A 22,082-nucleotide genomic window follows, 5' to 3' on the forward strand; every position below is an offset into this window, starting at 1 on the left:
CCAGACCCCTCTAGTATTAAAGTATTAACACCATTTAATCCGTGCCCCATTGCCGGGCGTCTACTAGCTTTGTCCCCAATCAACGGTTTTGTGATGACCGTCGCAGTCTTGATTCGCGTGTGGAATAAGCACGGCTCTTCGCGCGCTCAAGGAAGAATTTGGCCACGACAAGGAGTAGCCCGTGGAAGCAAGGTTTGGTGTCGCCCTCGTTTCGCGCTTTTCCCCTCTTTCCCTTGCTGTGCATCTGAGTGTCGCCGGGCTGTTGTTCGGCGGCGTCAGCGCTCCTGCGCTGGCCACGTGCTCCACGGCGGGGTCCACGGTGACCTGCACCGGCGTGCCGAGTCTGCCGCTGTTTCTGAATAATTTTTCCAGCGCCACCAGTGGCCTGACGGTCAACGTCAACAGTGGGGCGCAGATGAACGCGACCCTCGGCGGCCATGTGATGGACCTGACCGGGGTGAACATTTCCCTGAACAACTCCGGCACGCTCGACCCGGCACTGCTCGGCCTGGTCTCGGTGCTGAGCGGCGGCGCGTTCATTGGCACTGGCGCTACGAGTACGGTCAGCGTGCTCAACAACGCCAGCGGGATCATCCGTGGTACGGGCATGTTGCTCGGGCTCAACCTGACCAGCATCGACGGCCTCGGCATTGCGGTGAACAACGCTGCTGCCGGCACCACCAGCATCACCAACAACGGCACCATCACCTCGACCGGTTTGTCGATCGGCGGCATCACCCTCGCCGACACCCCGGTGGTCGGCGTCTACGGCGGCTCGCAGGTCAACATGACCAACAGCAGCACCGGTGTGATCAACGGCCGGATCGCGTTCGAAACATCGGCGGCAGGCAATACCTTCACCAACGCCGGTGCGATTACCGGCGGCGTGTCGATGGGCGCGGCCAGCACCAACACCTTCACCGCGGTGACCGGTTCCAGCGTCAACGTCGGTGACGGTGTACAGATCAGCGTCGGCCTCGGCGGGTTGATCGGCATCAATCTGACCTTCGCTCCGACCGGCACGGTCGATGGTGGCGCGGGCGGCACCAACAGCCTGATTCTGCAAAACCCGATCGGCGTCGGCGGCGGCACCACGGGTGTCGGCACCGCATCGAGCGCGACCTACGTCAACTTCAACAACCTGACCCTCAACAGCGGCACCTGGACCTTGCAGGGGCCATTGGTCAGCGGCGCGACCACGCTTAACGGTGGTGTCGCCCAGTTCAACAACAACGCCACGTTCGGCAGCGGCGTGATCACCTCCAACGGCGGGATACTCCAGGCCAGCAATGCCGGGTTGAACGTCAGTAACCTGATTTCCCTCGGCGCGGGCGGCGTGACAGTGCAAGGTACCAACGCCACCACCCTGAGCGGCGTCATTTCCGGCAGCGGCGGCCTGACCAAAGTCGGTTCCGGGCAACTGAGCCTCAGCGCCGCCAACACCTACCTGGGCAACACCACGCTCAACGGCGGCACCGTGCAGTTGGGCAACAACCTGGCGCTGAGCACCGGCACCCTCAACGTCACTGGCGCGACAACGTTGAGCGCCCCGGGCACGATCAGCCTGAACAACGCCATCAGCCTCGGCGGCACCTTGACCGCCGGCGGCACTGGCGCGCTGACCCTCGGCGGTTTGATCAGCGGCAGCAGCGGCCTGACCAAAACCGGCAGCGGCAGCCTGACTGTCAGTGGCGCCAACAGCGGGTTCACCGGCACCACCACCCTGAGCGCCGGCACCCTGCTGGTGACCAACAACAACTCGCTGGGTAGTGGCGCGCTGAATACCGCCGCCGGCACCAGTCTGGACAGCACCACCAACGTCACCCTGGCCAACAACATCGGCATGACCGGTGCGCTCAACGTGCTCGGCAGCAATGCCCTGACACTCGGCGGCGTGTTGTCCGGCACTGGTGGGATTACCAAATCCGGCAGCGCCAGCCTGACCTTGAGCGGCAACAACACCAACAGCGGCAACACGCTGCTCAATGCCGGCAGCCTGTTCGTTGGCAGCAACACCGCGCTGGGTACGGGCGCGTTGAACGCGGCGGCCGGTACCACACTGGATGCGACCACGGCGGTGACTCTCGCCAACGCCGTCGCGCTGGCGGCCGATCTGACCATCGGCGGCACGCAGGCGCTGGGTTTGAGCGGCGTCATCAGCGGTGCCGGTAATCTGATCAAGAACGGCACCGCCAACCTCAGCCTCAGCGGCAACAACACCTTTTCCGGCGGTACCGCGCTGAATGCCGGCACGCTGATTGTCGGCTCCAACGCCGCGCTGGGCACGGGTGCCTTGACCACGGCGGCGGGCACCACCCTCGATGCCAGCACTGCCGTTGCGCTAACCAACGCAGTCTCACTCGGCGGCAACCTGACTGTCGGCGGCAGTGCCAACCTGACCCTGGGCGGGATTGTCAGCGGCAGCGGCGGGCTGACCAAAAACGGCGCGGCCAACCTGATTCTCAACGGCGCCAACACCTTCCTCGGTGCCGTCGCGTTGAACGCGGGTACGATCACGGCGGGCGCCAACGCGGCGCTGGGCAGTGGCAATATCACCGTCGGCGGCGTGGCCGCCCTCGACAGCAATGCGACGGTGACCCTGAACAATGCCATCATTCTCAACAACAGCCTGGGCATTGGCGGCAGCAACGCGCTGACCCTCGGCGGCGTGATCAGCGGCACCAGCCAACTGGTGAAAAACGGCGCCGCCAATCTCACGCTCAATGGCACCAATACCTACAGCGGCGGCACCACGCTGAATGCCGGCAGCTTGACGGTCGGCAACGGCGCGGCACTGGGCACTGGCGCCTTGTCGGTGGAAGGCGCGGGCACCCTCAACAGCAGTTCGGCCGTGACCCTCAACAACAACGTCATTCTCAACGCCAACCTCACCGCCGGCGGCGCCAATGCGCTGACCCTTGGCGGGGTGATCAGTGGCGGTAACGGTCTGATCAAAACCGGCGCTTCGAGTCTGACCCTCAACGGCAACAACACCTACACCGGCACCACGGCGCTGAACGCCGGTTCACTGATTGTCGGTTCCAGCACCGCCCTGGGCACCGGCACACTCAACGCCTCGAACGGCACCACCCTCGATACCAGTACCGCCGCGACCTTGGCCAACAACGTCAACCTCGCCGGCACTCTGACCCTGGGTGGCTCCAATGCGCTGACCCTCGGCGGCGTGGTCGCCGGTATCGGTGGACTGACCAAGAACGGTGCTGCCGACCTGACCCTCAACGGCGCCAACACTTATTTTGGCAACACCCTGTTGAACACCGGCAAACTGACCGTCGGCAGCAACACCGCGCTGGGTTCCGGCACGTTGAACGCGGCGGCCAACACCACGCTGGATGCCAACACCGCCGTCAGCCTGAACAATGCCGTGGCACTCGCCGGTGCCTTGAACATCGGCGGCACAGCGGATATGACCCTGACCGGTCTGGTCAGCGGGGCTGGCAGTCTGGTGAAAGACGGCGCGGCCAATCTGATTCTCAATGCCGCCAACAACTACCTCGGCGGCACCACGCTGAACGCCGGCACTCTGACCGTCGGCAACAGTTCGGCGCTCGGTTCCGGTGCATTGACCGTCGCTGGCGCCGCGACACTGGACAGCAACTCGCCGCTGGTCAGCCTCAACAACAATGTCGCCCTGAATGCGGCGCTGACCGTGGGCGGTACGCAGAACCTGACCCTCGGCGGCGTGACCAGTGGCACCGGCCAGTTGATCAAGGACGGCGCAGCCAACCTGACCGTCAATGGCAACAACACCTTCAGCGGCGGCACCACACTCAACGCCGGCACGTTGACCCTTGGCAATGCCAACGGTCTGGGCAGTGGCGCATTGGTCGTCGGTGGCGCGGCAACGCTGGATAACAGCGCATCGTTCGGCATCGGCAACGCCATTACCCTGAATGCCGGACTGACCGTCGCCGGCAACAACGATTTGAGCTTGAACGGCATCATTGACGGCGCCGGCAGCCTGACCAAAAACGGCCTTTCAGACCTGACCCTGGCCGGCAATAACACCTTCACTGGCGCGCTGAACATCATTTCGGGCAGCGTCACCACGCTCAATACCAACGCATTGGGCAACACCTCCGGCGTCAACATCAGCGCCGGCGCCGGCCTGAATCTGGGCAGTGACGCCAGCCTCGGCGCGCTGAGCGGCAGCGGCAGTGTGCAACTGACCGGCAGCAACACCCTGACGGTCGGCACCGGCAACGTCACCAGCATCTTTGATGGCGATCTCAGCGGCAGCGGCGGCCTGGTCAAAGTCGGTACCGGCACCTTGAACCTCACTGGCATCAACGGCATTACCGGCAATACCGCGATCGATGGCGGTATCGTGAACCTGAGCGGTTCGCTGGGCAGTGCTCAACTCAACGTCAATACCGGCGGCACCCTGACCGGTACCGGCTCGGCGCTCGGCGCGGTCAACATCAACAACGGTGGGCATCTGGCGTTGGCGTCGGGCAACACCTTGTCGGCGAGTGCTCTGACTCTCGGCGCCGGCAGCAACGTTGATGTGGCACTGGGCACACCGTCGACTGCGTCGCTGATGAACGTCGGCGGCAACCTCACCCTTGACGGCAATCTCAACGTCAGCGATGCCGGCGGTTTCGGCGTTGGTGTGTATCGCCTGTTCAACTACACCGGTGCCCTGACTAATCTCGGTCTGGACGTGGCCAGCGTGCCGGTCGGCTACGGCCTCGGCGACCTGGTGGTGCAGACCGGCGTGGCCAATCAGATCAACATTCAAGTGTCGGCGCCGAACGTCAACATTCGTTACTGGGACGGCAGCCAGACCATCGCCAACGGCGTGGTCGATGGCGGCAGCGGCACGTGGAACGCGGTCGGCACCAACTGGACCGACGCCAACGGTTTGGTCAACCAACCGTGGGCCGGCGACTTCGCGGTGTTCCAGGGCACTGCCGGCACGGTGACGGTGAACGGCACGCAAGCGTTTACCGGCATGCAATTCCTCACCGATGGCTACAACGTGGTCAACGGTGCGGCGGGGCAACTCACGGCGGTCAACGGCACCGGCGGCACCACTTCGTTGCGCGTCGATCCGGGCGTCACGGCGACCATCAATGCCAATATCGATGGCAGCGGCATCCTTAATAAACTTGACGCCGGCACCCTGGTGCTCGGCGGTACCAACACTTACACCGGCGGCACGCAACTGGACGGCGGCAAGATTATCGTCGGCAGCAATACGGCGCTCGGTACCGGTACGCTGACGGCGAATGCCGGTACGCAGCTGGACAGCAACGCGGCGGTGACACTGGCCAACGCGGCGACGCTGAACGGCAACCTGACCATCGTCGGCAGCAATGCCCTGACCCTCAACGGCGTGATTGGCGGCACCGGTGGCCTGATCAAAACCGGCGCGGCCAACCTGACCCTCGGCGGCAACAATGCCTTCCTCGGGCCGGTCGCGCTGAATGCCGGCGGACTGGTTCTGGCGTCGAACTCGGCGCTCGGCTCGGGCACGCTGAATGCAGCGGGCGGCACCACGCTGGATGCCAGCACCGGGGTTTCGCTGAACAACGCGGTCAACCTCGCGGGCAACCTCGGCATTGGCGGCACGGCGGATCTGACCCTGGCCGGCACGGTCAACGGCGCCGGCAGCCTGAGCAAAAACGGCGCGGCCAACCTGAGCCTGAGTGGCAACAATAATTTTCTTGGTGGCGTGACCCTCAACGCGGGCACCCTGACCGCCGGCAGCAACTCGGCGCTGGGTCTGGGCAATCTCACCGTAGCCGGCGCCTCCGCGCTGGACAGCAACAGTGCGCTGAGCCTGGGCAACAACGTTGTGCTCAATGCCAATCTGAGCAACACCGGCAGCAACAATCTGACCCTCGCGGGTGTGGTCAGCGGCGCGGGTGGCTTGATCAAGGACGGCGCGTCGAACCTGACACTCAACGGCGTCAACACTTACACCGGCGGCACCACGTTGAACGCCGGTACGCTGACCCTCGGCACCGGTTCGGCATTGGGCAGCGGCGCACTGACCGTGGCCGGCGCGTCGAGCCTCGACACCAGTGCGCCGCTGGTGCTGGCGAACAACGTCAACGTCAATGCCAACCTGAGTCTGGCCGGCAACAACAACCTGACCCTCGGCGGCGTGATTGCCGGTGCGGGCACTCTGACCAAGAACGGTCTGGCCGACGTGACACTGTCCGGCAACAACACCTTCAGCGGCACTTTCGATGTACTGTCCGGCAGCCTGACCACCCTGAACGGCACGGCATTGGGCAATAACGCCACGGTCAATCTCGCGGGCGGCGCGGCGCTGAATCTCGGTGCTTCGGGCAGCCTTGCCAGCCTCACCGGCAGCGGTACGGCGCTGATCGGCACTGGCAACACGCTGAGCCTCGGTGGCAACAACGTCAGCAGCACCTTCGCCGGCATCCTCAGCGGTGACGGCAGCCTGAGCAAACTTGGCACGGGCACCCTGACCCTCAGCGGCATCAGCGACCTGACCGGCGACACCAACGTCAACGCCGGTACCTTGCAGGTCAACGGTTCGCTGGCCAGCGGCAATGTGCTGGTCAACAACGGCGGCACCCTCGGCGGCAGCGGCACCCTGACCGGTGCCGTGACCGTGGCCGATGGCGGTCATCTGGCTGGCGTCACCGGCAGTACGCTGAACGTCAGTTCGCTGCTGTTCAACGGCAATTCCAACTTCGACGTCGGTCTCGGCACACCGGTGTCCGGTGGCGGCAATGCGCTGGTCAATGTCGGCGGCAACCTGACCCTCGACGGCACCCTCAACGTCAGCGACATCGGTGGTTTTGGCAGCGGTGTCTATCGCCTGATCGACTACACCGGCGGCCTGACCGACAACGGCATGCTCTTCGGCACACTGCCGGGCAGCGTGACGCCGGGCGATCTGACCCTGCAAACCGCGCTGGCCAATCAGATCAACCTGCTGGTCACCGCACCGGGCGTCACCGTGCAGTTCTGGGACGGCAATCAACTGATGGCCAACGGTTCGGTGGAGGGTGGCAGCGGCGCCTGGGGCACCGGCACCACCAACTGGACCGACGTCAACGGCACCACCAACCAGGCCTGGACCAACAATTTTGCGGTGTTCCAGGGCGCGGCCGGCACAGTGACTGTCAACGGCGCGCAAACCATCACCGGCATGCAGTTCGTCACCGACGGCTACAGCCTGGTGAACGGCGCGGCGGGCTCGTTGAATCTGGTCAACGGTTCGCTGGGCAATGCCACGGTGCGGGTTGACCCGAACGCCACGGCAACCATTGGTGTCGCGCTGAACGGCAGCGGCACGCTGGGCAAATACGACACGGGTACGCTGGTGCTCAACGCGGCCAACGGCTACACCGGTGGCACGGCGCTCAATGGCGGCAAGATTGTGGTCGGCAACAACACGGCGCTCGGCAGCGGTGTGTTGACCGCCGCCGATGGCACGGCGCTGGACAGCAATGCGGCCGTCAGCCTCGGTAACGACGTGGTCGTCAACGGTGGTTTGACCGTTGCCGGTTCCAACGCCTTGACCCTCGGCGGCGTGGTTAGCGGCAGCGGCAGCCTGATCAAGGCCGGCGCTTCGAGCCTGACCCTCAACGGCAGCAACACTTACAGCGGCGGCACTCAACTCGCCGGCGGTACGCTGATCCTCGGCAACAACAGTGCAATCAGCAGCGGTGCACTCAACGTGACCGGCACCGGCACCCTCGACAGCACCTCGGCATTGCAACTGGCCAACACCGTCAACCTTGGCGCGCAACTGATCCTCGCCGGCAACCAGAACACCACGTTGATCGGTGCTGTGACTGGCACCGGCAGTCTGGTGAAAAACGGTAGCGGTGATCTCGTGCTCAGTGGTGCCAATACCTACAGCGGCGGCACCACCCTGAACGGCGGCACGACGCGCGGCGATACCAGTAGCCTGCAAGGTGCAATCGTCAACAACGCGACGCTGACCTTCGAGCAAAACGCCGATGGCAGCTACACCGGCAATCTCACCGGCGCCGGTACGCTGAACAAAACCGGTACGGGTGAGTTGCTGCTGACTGGCAACAACAGCTTTACCGGCAACACGTCGGTGCAGGCCGGCAACCTGATCGTAAATGGTGTGCTCAACAGCGCCAACGTCAGTGTCGCCAGCGGCGCGAGCATCGGCGGTGGCGGTCAGCTCGGTGGCGCTGTGCAACTGGCTGACGGTGCGACGCTGGCCGGTGGCGGCACCGCGACGCCGTTGTCGGTCGGTTCGCTGGCACTGTCCTCGGGGACCAATCTGGATTTCAGTCTCGGCTCGGCGGCCAGTTCGACCACCGTGGTCAATGTTGCCGGCAACCTGACCCTCGACGGTACGTTGAACATCAGCAACGCCGGCGGTTTCGGCACCGGCGTTTATCAACTGTTCAGCTACGGCGGCAGCCTGACCGACAACGGTCTGGTGTATGGCAGCCTGCCGGTGTCGGCGGCCAATCTGACCCTGCAAACGGCTATCGCCAATCAGATCAACCTGCTGGTGCAAGGCACCCCGGGTGAGGTGCAGTTCTGGAACGGTGGCACCACAAACCCGGACGGCAGCATCGGTGGCGGCAGCGGCGTGTGGGGGCCGGGTACTAACTGGACCGATCCGAGCGGTACTCAGGCCCTGGCTTCAAATGGTCAGTTCGCGGTGTTCGGCGGTCAGGCAGGTACGGTCACCGTGCAGGGCAATCAGAACTTTACCGGCCTGCAATTCCTCGCCAATGGCTACAGCCTGACGCCGGGTGCCGGTGGCTCACTGACCCCGGTCAACGGGACGGACGGCAGCCTTGCACCGGTGCGCGTCAACGCCGGCGCGAGTGCGGAAATCTCCGCGCCGCTGGTGGGCACTGGCGGGATCGAAAAACTCGATTCCGGCACGCTGGTGCTCAGTGGCGCCAACACCTACAGCGGTGGCACCACGGTCAGCGGCGGTACGCTGGTCGGTAACACCACCAGCCTGCAGGGCAACATCCTCAACAACGCATCGCTGCTCTTCTTGCAGAACTTCAATGGTCAGTTCAACGGATCGCTGCGTGGACTTGGCGCGATGCTCAAACGCGGTACCGGCACCTTGCTGTTGACCGGTGATAATCCGTTCAGCGGCACGGTCGCGGTCGATCAAGGTGTGTTGCAAGTCGGCAGCCTTGCGGCGCGCGCTTCGTTGGGTGGGCAAGTCACCGTGGCCAACGGCGCCGGTCTGAGCGGCAACGGCAGTGTCGGCTCGGTGGTCAACCATGGCGTTGTCGCCTCGGGTTCTGAAGCGGGCACCTTGAGCGTGGCCGGTAACCTGACCAACGCTAGCGACGGTGTGCTGGCCTTGACCGTCAGTTCGCCAACCGCGACGCCACTGGCAATCGGCGGCACGGCAAATCTGGGCGGCGCTTTGCAAGTCAACTCGCTGGCACCGTTCACCGGCAACACCACGTATTCGCTGATTACGGCGGGCGGTGGCGTAAACGGCACCTTCAGCGCTGCGGACCTGCCGCAATATGCGTTCCTCAACAGCGCACTGGTGTATGACGCTAATGCGGTGAACCTGGTGGTCAGCCGCAACGGCAATTCCTTCGCCGATGTCGCCGCCACTGGCAACCAGTTCAGAACCGCCACCGCGCTGTCGAACAACGGCCCGGCCGGTGCGGCGTTGCAGAACGAGATCGTCAACCTCAGTGTCGCCGGTGCGCGTAATGCCTTCGACAGTCTGTCCGGTGAGATCCACGCCAGCACCGCCAGCGCCATCCTTGAGGATTCGCGCTACGTGCGTGACGCGGTCAACGATCGCATGCGCCAACCGTCATGCAGCGCGGCGGATGATCCACGCCGTGCCCTGGCGCCAAGTGACAACCAATTGAGCAGCAACGGTTGCCACGGCGAAATGGTTGGCTGGGCGCGGGCACTCGGCGCCTGGGGCGAGTCGGATGGCGACAGCAACGCGGCGAAACTCGACCGTAACCTCAGCGGCTTCATGCTCGGTACCGACAAGCAACTCGATGACCAGTGGCGCGTGGGCATGGCCGCCGGCTACACCCGCAGCGACCTCGATGCGCATGACCGTCGCTCGGATGCCACCGTCGAAAGCTACCACTTGGCGGCGTACCTTAACTCGCAGTTCGATGCACTGGCTGTGCGCCTCGGCGCGGCTTACAGCTGGCACGACATCGAGACCAAACGCAACGTCAGCGTCGGCAGCTACAACGATCGCCTGAAGGCCAATTACGATGCGCGCAGTGCGCAGGTATTCGGTGAAGTCGGCTACGCCATCGACGCTGGCGGCATTGCCCTCGAACCGTTTGCCGGTCTGGCCTACGTCAACTACGACACTGACAAAGCCAAGGAGAAGGGTGGAGTAGGGCGCCTGGAGGCCGATGCCGATCAGGACATCACCTTCTCGACCCTCGGCGTGCGTGCCGGCAAAGTCATCACCCTGGCCAACGGCGGGCAATTCACCCCGCGCGCGGCCATCGGCTGGCGCCATGCCTTTGGTGATACCAAGCCTGACGCCGACCTGACCTTCATCGACGGCGGCGCCTCGTTCAGCACCCAAGGCGTGCCGATTGCCAAGGACAGCGCCATCGTTGAAGCCGGTGTCGACTTCCAGATCAGCCCGACCGGCAAACTCGGCGTCGGCTACTCGGGGCAACTGTCGAACGACAGCAACGACCATGCGATGACCATCAGCTTCAGCCTGGGCTTCTGATTTAGGGTCGAAGCACTTTTAGCCGCCCGTAAGGGCGGTTTTTTTTGCCTTGCCTCAAGCTGCTCGTTCCCACGCTCTGCGTGGGAATGCCTCTAGGGACGCTTCGCGTTCCGGCTCCGGAAGGGACGCGGAGCGTCCCGGTCTGTATTCCCACGCGGAGCGTGGGAACGATCAAAAAACTGCTGCGTCGCGCTCTGCTAGAATCGCCCCCATCAACAGCCTGAGACTCCCCCATGAGCGAGCCGATTCGTCTGACCCAATACAGCCACGGCGCCGGCTGCGGCTGCAAGATTTCCCCGCAGGTGCTGGAAGTGATTCTGGCCGGCAGCGGTGCGCAGAACCTTGACCCGAAACTGTGGGTCGGCAATGCCTCGCGCGATGATGCGGCGGTCTATGAGATCGATGCCGAGCGCGGTGTGGTCTCGACCACGGATTTTTTCATGCCGATCGTCGATGACCCGTTCGACTTCGGCCGCATTGCCGCGACCAATGCGATCAGTGACATCTATGCGATGGGCGGCGATCCGTTGATGGCCATCGCCATTCTCGGCTGGCCGGTCAATGTGCTGGCGCCGGAAGTGGCGCGTGAAGTGATTCGCGGCGGCCGCGCGGTGTGCGACGCGGCGGGCATTCCACTGGCGGGCGGGCATTCGATTGATGCGCCGGAACCGATCTTCGGTCTCGCCGTCACCGGTCTGGTGGAAAAGCGTCACATGAAGCGCAACGACACCGCCACCGCCGGCTGCCTGCTGTACCTGACCAAACCGCTGGGCATCGGCATCCTCACCACCGCCGAGAAAAAAGGCAAATTGCGCGCCGCCGACGTTGGCGTGGCCCGCGACTGGATGTGCACCCTGAACAAACCCGGCAGCCGTTTCGGCAAACTCGCCGGCGTTACCGCCATGACCGATGTCACCGGTTTTGGTCTGCTCGGGCATCTGGTGGAAATGGCCGATGGCAGCCAGCTCACCGCGCGCATCGCTTATGACCGTGTGCCGCGTCTGGACAGCGTCGAGTACTACCTCGATCAGGGCTGCGTTCCCGGCGGTACGCTGCGCAACTTCGACAGCTACGCGAGCAAGGTTGGCCGCGTGCAGGAACTGCACAAACGCGTGCTGTGCGACCCGCAAACCAGCGGTGGTCTGTTGATCGCGGTGACGCCTGAAGGCAATGAAGAGTTTCTCGCCGTAGCCGCCGAACTGGGCCTGAACCTGGCGCCAATCGGCGAACTGGTTGAGCGACAGACGAACGCAGTCGAGGTGATTTGATGCTCCGCGACTGCACTGATTACCGTGATATTTTCCTCAATGACCGGCCAATGATGGACGCCCGTGCGCCGGTCGAATTCTCCCACGGTGCTTTTCCCGGGGTGGTCAACCTGCCGCTGATGAACGATCGTGAGCGCGAACAGGTGGGCACCTGTTACAAACAACACGGACAGCAAGCCGCGATTGCCTTGGGCGAGCGGCTGGTGTCCGCCGAGGTCAGAGAGCGGCGCATTCAAGGCTGGGTCGAGTTTGCCCGTAACCACCCCGATGGCTATCTGTATTGTTTCCGCGGCGGCCTGCGTTCACAGATCGTCCAGCAATGGATCAAGGACGAGGGCGGCATCGATTACCCGCGTGTCGGCGGCGGCTACAAGGCCATGCGCACATTCCTCCTGGAGACAGTCGATCAGGCTGTGGCCGAATGCGATCTGGTCCTGCTCGGCGGCATGACCGGTACTGGCAAGACTGAAGTGCTGGTGCAGTTGAGCAATGGTCTGGATCTGGAAGGTCACGCCAATCATCGCGGCTCGAGTTTTGGCAAGCGTGCCACCGGGCAGCCGACCAATATCGATTTCGAAAACCGCCTGGCTGTCGATGTGCTGAAAAAACGCGCAGGCGGGATCAACCAGTTTGTTCTGGAAGACGAGAGTCGGGTGGTCGGCAGCTGTGCCTTGCCATTACCGCTCTACCGGGGCATGCAGGCGGCACCACTGGTCTGGCTGGAAGATAGCCTCGAGAGTCGGGTCGAGCGAATTCTGCAGGATTATGTCATCGACCTGTACGCCGAGTTCGTCGCGGTTCACGGCGAGCAGGGTTTTGCTTTGTATGCCGAGCGATTGATTTCCAGCCTGAACAATATTCAACGTCGGTTGGGTGGCGAGCGCTATCAACGCATGTATTTGCAGATGGAAGCGGCGCTGTCCGAACAGGCGCGCAGCGGGTCGGTCGAGCTGTTCCGTGAGTGGATCGGCGTACTGCTACGCGATTATTACGACCCGATGTATGTGTTTCAGCGCGAGAAGAAGGGCGGGCGGATCGAGTTTGCCGGGGAGCGTGGAGCGGTGCTTGAGTATCTGCGTGAGCGGGGGAATCAGAAGGTTTGATAGTGCTTTTGCTGGCCCCATCGCTGGCAAGCCAGCTCCCACAGGTATTGCGGATGTATATGGAATTTGTGTACACCCTGGAACCCTGTGGGAGCTGGCTTGCCAGCGATGGGGCCGGTTCAGACAGAAGATGACTCAGGTCGGACACGTTTCCTTGCCATGATCCAGCCCCTGCTTGTAGCTGTGGCTTTGCAAACTGGCCTTGCCGTTGTGCCAGGTCAGCGTCAGTACATACAGCGAGTCAAAGTCGTTGCCCGCCCAGTCCTCGGTGATGTTCTGTTTCTCGCCGACCGCTTTGCCCGCCACCTTGTTGATCAGCTCCGGCAGATAGCCGTGGGACCAGGCGGTGTAGATCGTCGAGTTGTGATACTTGTCTTCCAGCAGTTCGCGGGCCAGATCGCTGGTGTCGTTGGCCGAGAACTCGATGTTCACCGGCAGGCCGAGCTTGATCGCGGCGGGGCTGATGGTCATCAATGGACGGATGTAGCTGTAGGAGTTGTCCAGCTCACCTTCCTCGACATTGCGCGTCGGGTTGGCGGCGAACACGTAATCGGCCTTGCCGAATTTTTCCGGCAGCAGCGTCGACAGGTCGATGGCGCGGTTCAGGCCCTGACAGTTGAGCTGGCCGAGCCCGCCCTCGGGTTTTTCTGCGTGGCGCAGGAACACCAGTGTCTGGGTGCCGTCCACCGGTTGCGCGCGGCTTTCGCTGGACTCAAGCGACAGGAACAGTGCACTGACGGCCAGCAGGGAAGGCAGGGCCACATACGCGCGGTGTTTGAAACGTTTGGCGAATCGCATAAGGATCGTCATGAAATAAAGGGTTCTTCAGCAAATTCGGTTAAGGCTGACAAACCTTTACACCGCGGGCTCCCAGCACCGGGTGTTTTCCCTGTCGTGAACGGCTTCCTCTGCAACAAACGCATAGCTCAGAGTCCCCTGAGGGCCGTTTGGTTCGATCGTCAGAGTGCGCAGCACTCTAACGGCAACCTTCAACGGTCTGGCCGCAGGTTAGCGACAGGATGTTACGGGTTCATGTAGGCGCTCCGAAGGCTGCGATCGTTTTGCAGACTGCAAAGCCTCAAGATCAAAAGATCGCAGCCTGCGCAGCGCCTACATTATGATCAGGCTTTAATTTGTGACTGGATGCTTCTCATGACCGATCTGTCCACGTTCCCGATCACCCAGAAATGGCCGGCGCAGTACCCTGACTGGATTCAGCTCTATTCCTTGCCGACGCCCAACGGCGTCAAAGTCTCGATCATGCTTGAGGAAATCGGCCTGCCGTACGAACCGCACAAGGTCGCTTTCGACAGCAATGATCAACTGTCCGCCGAGTTCCTGTCGCTGAATCCGAACAACAAGATTCCGGCGATCCTCGATCCGCACGGCCCTGATGATCAGCCGCTGCCGCTGTTCGAATCCGGTGCGATCCTGATTTATCTGGCCGACAAAAGCGGTCAGTTGCTGGCGCAGGAAGGCGCGCTGCGTTACGAGACCATCCAGTGGTTGATGTTCCAGATGGGTGGTATCGGTCCGATGTTCGGCCAGTTGGGTTTCTTCAACAAATTCGCCGGCAAGGATTACGAAGACAAGCGACCGCGTGATCGTTATGTCGACGAAAGCAAACGCCTGCTCAAGGTGCTCGACGGCCGGCTCGAGGGCCGTGACTGGATCATGGGCGAGCGCTATACCATCGCTGATATCGCCACATTTCCGTGGGTGCGTAATTTGATCGGATTTTATGAGGCCGGTGATCTGGTTGGCATCAGCAACTTCCCGAATGTCACCCGTGTGCTTGAGCGTTTCCTCGCGCGTCCGGCAGTCATTCGCGGCCTGACCATTCCCTCGTAATTTTCGGACTACACACATAACCCTGTGGGAGCTGGCAAGCCAGCTCCCACAGGGATTTACAGTGTTCTGAAAGATTGTTACACCCCCAGTAATGCACTCTTGATTGATCCAGGTTTGTACCCCAACCCCCGCAAGGCATAAGCTTCGCCCCCTACGACTTTCGTCTCATCTGCCGTTTTCAGGAAAGGCCCTCATGTCCAGTCAGTTCCCCGAAGCACGTCCCCGCCGTCTGCGCCGCAATGCGAGCCTGCGCAGCCTGTTCCAGGAAACCGAATTCAGCCTGAACGATCTGGTCCTGCCGATTTTCGTTGAAGAAGAAATCGACGACTTCGTGCCGATCAACAGCATGCCCGGGGTGATGCGCATTCCCGAGCGCAAACTGGCCAGCGAAATCGAGCGCTATGCCCGTGCCGGCGTCAAGTCGGTGATGACCTTCGGCGTGTCCCACCATCTGGACAGCAACGGCAGCGACACCTGGCGCGAAGAAGGTCTGGTCTCGCGCATGTCGCGCATTGCCAAAGATGCCGTGCCGGAAATGATCGTGATGTCCGACACCTGCTTCTGCGAATACACCGATCACGGCCACTGCGGCGTGATGCACAACCATGAAGTCGACAACGACCAGACCCTGATCAACCTCGGCAAACAAGCCGTGGCAGCGGCCCGCGCCGGTGCGGACGTGATCGCGCCGTCGGCAGCGATGGACGGTCAGGTGCGGGCGATTCGTCAGGCCCTGGATGCGGCCGGATTTACTCAAATTCCGATCATGGCCTATTCGACCAAATTTGCCTCGGCGCTTTATGGTCCGTTCCGCGAGGCCGGCGGCAGTGCGCTGAAGGGCGATCGCAAAAGCTATCAGATGAACCCGATGAACCGCCGCGAAGCCCTGCGCGAATCGCTGCTCGACGAGCAGGAAGGCGCCGATGCGCTGATGGTCAAACCGGCCGGCGCTTACCTCGACATCATCCGCGACATTCGTGAGGCCTCGAACCTGCCGCTGGCGGCGTATCAGGTCAGTGGCGAATACGCGATGATCAAGTTCGGCGCGCAGGCCGGGGCGATCGATGAGGATCGCGTGGTGCGTGAAAGCCTGGGCGCGATCAAGCGTGCAGGCGCTGATTTGATCTTCACTTACTTTGCGATGGATCTGGCATTGGCCGGGATTTGAGTAAAAATGCCCGATCGGCGCATGACAATGATCGGGCAACATTTACCCTTCAAACGATTTTTTTCGTATAGAAAACCCGATCCACGTACGAGTCAGCCTTCTTGTAGTAAGCGGGCAGTCGTCCCGCCAACTCGAAACCACAGGCGCGGATAATCTCTATCCCTTGCTGCTGCGTTGCCAAATGGAAGTAATACAACATTTCGATACCGATCGATTTCGCGCGAAGTTCAAGCAAGTCGACCAATGATTTTCCGGCGTTGTATTGATCTGGAAAAAGGCCAAACCGGATCTCGGCAACATGGCGTTCGATCCACCGCGGCCGCCGCTCTACTTCACCCAAACCGATGAGAGTGGCCGTGTCGTCGAGTACGCAGAGAGCAATCGCGTCTTGTTTTTGCTCCTTATCAAGCAGTGACTCAATCCACCGGACCTCCATTTCATGGGTAATGGCTTTGACATCGGCCGGACGTTCAACTCGTTCCTGATCCTTCAGAACCAGATCGTTGAAAAACTCGAGCAAACGATGTGCGTCTGCTACAGCAGGTTGTTTAAAGTGCATGAGCGGTATCTTGAATGTTATAGGGGGAGCAGCTTTTGCAATGCGGGTTTTTGTGAATGGTATCGACTTCAAATGTACCGCTTAACAACAGTGAGGAGAAAGTCAGTCTACGGTTTACATACATATTGCCTTCATGGCCTAGAAACCATTTGAAGACTTCGGCTGCCCCGAGTGTGCCGGCTATTGATGTTGAAAGTGCGTTGACCGGAACAGGGCCGGTATGCTGTTTTCGTGAATGGTCGGTTGGGAATAAACAGGCAAAGCATGCGCTGTTTATTGCCGGTATCATTGAAAATACATACCCGTAGGAAAACTGTGCGGATGCATGGATCATTGGCTTTTTTGTTCGAAGGCAGTATTCGTTTACCGTGTTTCGACCGTCAGGCGATTCACCACCTTCAACAATAACTTCATAGTCGTGGAGTAAGTGGTCAATGTTGTCGCGTGTTATTTTTTCTTCAATAAGTTCAATGCTTATTTCCGGGTTCAACTCGGTCAGCGTTTTTTTCGCAGCTGCGCCTTTGGAGGAGCCAATGTCCTGAGTACGGTAGAGTAACTGTCGGTTGAGGTTGGACAGTTCAACGGTATCGAACTCGATAATCGCGACTCTTCCGATGCCCCCGGCAACCAGAGCCATGAGCAGTGTGGACTTGACGCCACCTGCGCCGATGACGGCAACTGAAGCGCGAGCGAGGCTGTTCTGGCCGTCTTTGCCCCATTCCGGCATGTTTTCCTGGCGATTGTATCGAGCGTCCTTGAAGTCGAATTGCATGCTGCCCTGCCTCGAAAGGAAATAGAAAGAACAAAAATGAAAAGTGAACCCCACAGATTTGATTAAAAATCTGTGGGGTTGGCTGACATGCCAGAGCTTGATGTTATGGGTTACCTGTCAACCGTCACATGCCCGAAAACTTCTGGCAGTACAAGCGCCGCCGCTGACCTCTTCAAGTTCCTCTTGGAAAAGTTCAAGCATTGGGTAGTCCTGGAAAGCACTTTCCAGTGACTCTGTTTCTATTTCTGATTTTCCGATCAGACCTTCCGGTAAACCGCGCAAGTAAATTTTCATTGATGTCCTATCAAATGATTGAATTAAGTTTGTGAGGTATTTTAGTCTGCCGTTATCGGCCCTGAAGATGTCGGGGTGCTTGAGGCGGTGTTGACTATAAAAACTGTGTTCTTGGAGTGTCAATGGTTTTGGTTATACCTTGTTTGATGAGAGGTTGGTGAGTTGGTTATATGGAGTGTGGTTGATGAGTATTGAAAAATTAGGTAGGCAAAGACCTTCTCTTTTTCGTAAGGAGGCGATAGCTTTTGCGGCCGGTAAGACATTTGGCAACTTGCTCGATATACATATAACCAAGCGTTTCGGTTTTACCGCGTTGTGGTTGTGCGTGTTGATTGTCGCGGTCTTGGGGTGGGGGATCGGCTATAGGCAAGGAGGTGCGAATGAGCGCATGGCGCAAGCTGTTTCTCAAGGCGATCAGAAGGTTTCCGGCACTTGCCAGTCGACGCCGCAGGGCAGTGCCTGTGCTGCTCCAGACAGAAGCCAGTGAGTGTGGTCTGGTTTGTCTTGCCATGGTGGCTGGATATTGGGGGGATGCGACGGATTTGATCACGCTGCGTCAGCGTTTCAGTGTTTCTCGCAAAGGTACGTCTCTCAAGAATCTGATCGATATTGCACAACGCCTCAATCTTTTGTCGCGGCCGTTGCGCGTTGAGTTGCAGCAGTTGTCGCAGCTGAAATTACCCTGCATTTTGCATTGGGACATGAACCACTTTGTTGTGCTTGAGAAGGTCACGGACAAGGGGCTGACGGTTCATGATCCGGCGGCGGGCAAACAGACTGTTTCATGGGCGCGGTCCTCCGAGCATTTTACGGGTATCGTGCTGGAGTTGACGCCGGGAGTAATGTTTAAAGCCGTTCAGGCGCAACAGCGCGTCACCTTGCGATCACTCATGGGCAAAGTGGACGGTCTATACATCGGGTTAGCCAGAATTTTGCTGACGGGCATTGTTTTACAGGCGGTCGCTCTGGCTGCGCCGTTTTACCTGCAATGGGTTGTCGACGACGTGCTGGCGGCAGGTGATCGTCCGTTGTTGACGGTGCTGGGCTGCGGATTTCTACTGCTGGTCGTATTGCAGGCGGCAGTGGGACTATTGCGCTCAAGAATGACCGCGGCATTGTCGGCTGACTTGAGCTTTCAATGGATGGGTAATGCATTTTCCCATTTACTGCGGTTGCCGATTCCCTGGTTCGAGAAGCGCCATTTAGGTGACATCACGTCGCGATTTCATGCGATTCAAATCATCCAGAAAAGCCTGACCACTCAACTGATTGAGGGCGTTATAGATGGTCTGTTGGTATTTTCCACGTTGCTGGTGATGTTCTTCTACAGCGCTACTTTGACGTTAATCAGTCTGTGCGCCGTGGCACTTTATGCAACGTTGCGCTGCCTGGTTTTTCAGGCTCAGCGCCAGGCTACAGCGATGCATATTGCTCATTCGGCGAAACAGAGCACGTTGTTGATGGAATCGGCCCGCGGTATTCAAAGCATCCGGTTGTTCGGTCGCGAACAAGTGCGCCGTTATGCATGGAGCAATGCGCTGGTTGATCAGCTCAACGCGGAACTGCGGATCGCTCGTCTGACGATTTCATTTCAGTCGGCCAACTCGCTGCTCTTCAATAGCGAGCGCATTGTAGTGGTGTGGCTCGCGGCGCTGGCCGTCATGGACAACCGTTTTTCCACGGGGATGCTGTTTGCGTTCTTGAGTTACAAGGACCAGTTCAGTCAGCGTATCGCCGGTTTACTCGATAAAATCTTTGAATTACGAATGTTGCATCTACACGGTGAGCGTGTGGCAGACATCTTGTTGGCGGCACCTGAAGAAGAGGGCCAAGCGTGTGAAGTGGATTTATCTCACCGGGATGCCAGCATTCAGTTATGCAACGTCTCGTTCCGTTACGGTGAAAGTGAACCTTACGTACTGCGCAATCTGAGTCTGCACATCCAGGCCGGGCAGTGTGTCGCTATTACCGGGGTTTCGGGTTGTGGCAAGACGACATTGCTCAAGCTGATGTTGGGGCTTTTGACACCGTGTGAAGGCGAGATCCTGATAGGAGGTGTCGATTTGCAACGTCTGGGTTTGAGCAACTACCGGCGCATGACGGGGACGGTGATGCAGGATGATCATTTGTTCACGGGAACGCTCTCGGACAATATCTGTTTTTTCGATACACAGCCTGATCAAGAGAAAGTGACCAGTAGTGCCAGACAAGCGGCGGTTCATGAAGAAATCATGGCAATGCCAATGAATTACAACACGCTTGTAGGGGATATCGGTTCCGGTCTGTCCGCCGGCCAGCGGCAGCGAATACTGTTGGCTCGCGCGCTTTACCGAGCGCCGTCATTGTTGATTCTGGATGAAGCAACCAGTCATCTGGATACCTGGAACGAAAAACTGGTGAATGCGGCGATCGCTCATGAAGACATGACTCGTCTGTTGGTGGCGCATCGTCCGGAAACGATTGCTATGGCGCAGCGCGTGATTACGCTTGAGCAGGGGCAGATCGTGAGTGATGTCGTGCAGCGTGAAGCCGTCTCCACCGCTTTGCATGTTGCCGTCACTGTGCCTGAGGCATCAGGTAACTCCTGATCCCGTGATCGCGGAAGTAGCGTTCAATCACCTTCGGATCCGCGCTGTTCTCGGCAATCGCCACATAGGTATCCGGGCGCAGCAGATAAAAACCGTTACGCCCCAACCCCGCCGTTTCAAACGCCGGGCGCCAGTCGAACACATGCAGCGGCAAATGATGTTCGTGGCACCAGGCAATCATTTCGTCGCTGGTGTCACCGTACACATGCACCTGCCAGCACGGCTGTCTCAGCGGTTCGTAATTATCTCCCTCACCATCATGCGCCCACGGCAAGCGGTCGCCGCCGTGCACATGGCCGGCGGCGCCCTGACTCAGAGGCATGCCGCGATAGTTGAGGGTGACCTGCGAAACGGTGCGAAAAAGGAACTCGCGACTGGCCTCGAACGAGGCCATTTTCGGGATCAGAAACGGTGCCACACGCATGCGCAGCAGATCGGCCATGCGCCCCTCGGCGGTGACGAAACTGAAGACTTTGTCGGTGGTCGACACCAGCCGACGGGCGAAGGCCTTGCGTTCGGTTTCGTAGCTGTCGAGCAGGCGTGGTTCGGCAGCGCCGCTGAGCACTGCGGCAAGTTTCCACGCCAGATTGATCGCGTCGCCGATGCCGGTATTCATGCCCTGACCGCCCGCCGGGCTGTGCACATGCGCGGCATCGCCGAGCAGAAACGCGCGGCCACTGCGAAAGTGCTCAGCCACGCGGTGATGCACGCGGTAGGTCGAGAACCAATGGACATCTTCGATATGCACTTTCAGGTGTTCGATGGCACGGCTGCTGACATCAGAAAATTCCAGGGTTTCGGCGCGATCCGCACGTTCGTCACGCACGGTGCCGATCAGCCTTGCGCGGCCTTCGCCGGCGAGAGGAAACACGGCGAGAAAGTCCGCTTCATCCAGATCCAGATGCAACTCGCCGTTCATCGCCGGGCCGCTGGCCTTGACATCTGCCACGTAGAAAATCTGCTGATAGGTGCCGCCGGGGAAACCAGTGTCGAGGGTTTTGCGCACGACTGAGCGGGCGCCGTCACAGCCGGCCAGATAACAGGCCTGGCAGATTTCCTGCTCGCCATCGGGCAGGCGCAAATGCGCGGTGAGGCCATCGCCGGTTTCCTCGAAACTGTCCAGCGTGGTGTTGCGTTCGACCGTGATGTCATAGTCTTCGAGACGCTCGATCAGCAGCCGTTCATGTTCATCCTGCGGGAAGATTTCGACGAACGCGTAGGGCGTCAGGCCTTCGCCGATGCGGTTCAGCGGCAATTGCGCGACCGGTTTGCCATTGACCCAGAAATTCGCCGCCGCCACCCGATGGCCGTTGCGCACAATAGTGTCGGCGAGGTCCAGTTGCCGGTACAACTCAAGGGTGCGCGCCTGCACCGCCAACGCTCGCGAAGTGGTGCCGGGCGCGGAGGTTTTATCGATGATGCGCACGCGTACGCCGAGTTTGCTCAGCCACAGGGCCAGCACCAGCCCGGTCGGGCCGGCGCCGATGATCAGGACGTCGCTGCGGTTCATGGGACTGTCCTCCGTTTGCTGTGCAGCAAGTATGGATCAGCAGGAGCGGGTGGCCAGTTGATCGGCCAGACGGAGAAAGGCCCCGCAGCGGTGGGGCTGTGGGGCCTTTTTTCGGGTGTTCGGCAGGAGATTTTGGTGACGGTGAAACTTGCCCCCTCACCCCAGCCCTCTCCCCCAAGGGGGCGAGGGGGAAAGGGAGCCGATTTGGGTGCCTTTCAAAACCTGAGTTCGACTTGGTGGCACACGTCGGCGTAACTCGAAAGA

The 22,082-nt window shown here is 60.3% G+C and carries 12 protein-coding genes; 7 read left to right on the plus strand and 5 right to left on the minus strand.

All coding sequences use genetic code 11. The features are described 5' to 3' along the window. Positions 1–181: 181 nt before the first annotated feature. The 3 genes from ACM6JQ_RS04635 (at position 182) to mnmH (ending at position 13,076) form a co-directional block, all read left to right on the plus strand. Positions 182–10,705 (plus strand): autotransporter-associated beta strand repeat-containing protein, encoded by a 10,524-nt coding sequence (locus tag ACM6JQ_RS04635; protein ID WP_414893311.1) that lies wholly within the window; start codon positions 182–184, stop codon positions 10,703–10,705. Positions 10,706–10,938: 233 nt separating this feature from the next. Next, the gene (selD, locus tag ACM6JQ_RS04640; protein ID WP_007918229.1) at positions 10,939–11,973 is read left to right on the plus strand and encodes a selenide, water dikinase SelD; all 1,035 of its coding nucleotides are present in this window, start codon (positions 10,939–10,941) and stop codon (positions 11,971–11,973) included. Further along, positions 11,973–13,076, plus strand: a complete 1,104-nt coding sequence (mnmH, locus tag ACM6JQ_RS04645; protein WP_007918231.1) for a tRNA 2-selenouridine(34) synthase MnmH — start codon at positions 11,973–11,975, stop codon at positions 13,074–13,076. The genes selD and mnmH overlap by 1 nt, the downstream gene beginning before the upstream one ends. A gap of 135 nt (positions 13,077–13,211) precedes the next feature. Here mnmH and ACM6JQ_RS04650 read toward each other — a convergent pair whose 3' ends face one another. Further along, complete coding sequence (locus ACM6JQ_RS04650; RefSeq protein WP_007918234.1) at positions 13,212–13,886, minus strand: hypothetical protein; 675 nt, start codon at positions 13,884–13,886, stop codon at positions 13,212–13,214. A gap of 342 nt (positions 13,887–14,228) precedes the next feature. Between ACM6JQ_RS04650 and ACM6JQ_RS04655 the strand changes: the two genes are divergently transcribed. Together ACM6JQ_RS04655 and hemB are read left to right on the plus strand one after the other, a co-directional pair. Then, positions 14,229–14,927 (plus strand): glutathione binding-like protein, encoded by a 699-nt coding sequence (locus ACM6JQ_RS04655; protein WP_414893312.1) that lies wholly within the window; start codon positions 14,229–14,231, stop codon positions 14,925–14,927. 193 nt (positions 14,928–15,120) lie between these two features. Beyond that, positions 15,121–16,095 carry a porphobilinogen synthase gene (hemB, locus tag ACM6JQ_RS04660; protein ID WP_102902429.1) on the plus strand — a complete coding sequence of 325 codons (975 nt, stop codon included), beginning with the start codon at positions 15,121–15,123 and terminating at the stop codon, positions 16,093–16,095. Positions 16,096–16,144: 49 nt separating this feature from the next. Here the strand turns inward: hemB and ACM6JQ_RS04665 are convergent, their stop codons facing one another. From ACM6JQ_RS04665 to ACM6JQ_RS04675, 3 genes are all read right to left on the minus strand, one after another. Next, positions 16,145–16,654, minus strand: coding sequence for a GNAT family N-acetyltransferase (locus ACM6JQ_RS04665; protein WP_095114270.1), 510 nt, complete (start codon positions 16,652–16,654; stop codon positions 16,145–16,147). Continuing rightward, on the minus strand, positions 16,644–17,426 hold the full coding sequence (locus ACM6JQ_RS04670; protein ID WP_095114271.1) for a HesA/MoeB/ThiF family protein: 783 nt from the start codon (positions 17,424–17,426) through the stop codon (positions 16,644–16,646). The genes ACM6JQ_RS04665 and ACM6JQ_RS04670 overlap by 11 nt, the downstream gene beginning before the upstream one ends. 117 nt (positions 17,427–17,543) lie before the next feature. After that, positions 17,544–17,720 (minus strand): hypothetical protein, encoded by a 177-nt coding sequence (locus tag ACM6JQ_RS04675; protein ID WP_155294706.1) that lies wholly within the window; start codon positions 17,718–17,720, stop codon positions 17,544–17,546. A 184-nt stretch (positions 17,721–17,904) separates the two neighbouring features. Here ACM6JQ_RS04675 and ACM6JQ_RS04680 point away from each other — a divergent pair, with 184 nt between their 5' ends. Together ACM6JQ_RS04680 and ACM6JQ_RS04685 are read left to right on the plus strand one after the other, a co-directional pair. Further along, positions 17,905–18,207, plus strand: coding sequence for a hypothetical protein (locus tag ACM6JQ_RS04680; protein ID WP_141232686.1), 303 nt, complete (start codon positions 17,905–17,907; stop codon positions 18,205–18,207). Beyond that, complete coding sequence (locus ACM6JQ_RS04685; RefSeq protein ID WP_218222445.1) at positions 18,101–20,308, plus strand: peptidase domain-containing ABC transporter; 2,208 nt, start codon at positions 18,101–18,103, stop codon at positions 20,306–20,308. Before ACM6JQ_RS04680 ends, ACM6JQ_RS04685 begins: the two co-directional genes overlap by 107 nt. Here the strand turns inward: ACM6JQ_RS04685 and ACM6JQ_RS04690 are convergent. Further along, positions 20,277–21,818, minus strand: a complete 1,542-nt coding sequence (locus tag ACM6JQ_RS04690) for an FAD-dependent oxidoreductase (RefSeq protein WP_414893313.1) — start codon at positions 21,816–21,818, stop codon at positions 20,277–20,279. The two genes, ACM6JQ_RS04685 and ACM6JQ_RS04690, sit on opposite strands and share 32 nt — an antisense overlap. Positions 21,819–22,082 lie beyond the last annotated feature (264 nt).

It is taken from the genome of Pseudomonas sp. IT-232MI5 (assembly GCF_949767845.1).
Lineage (GTDB): Bacteria > Pseudomonadota > Gammaproteobacteria > Pseudomonadales > Pseudomonadaceae > Aquipseudomonas.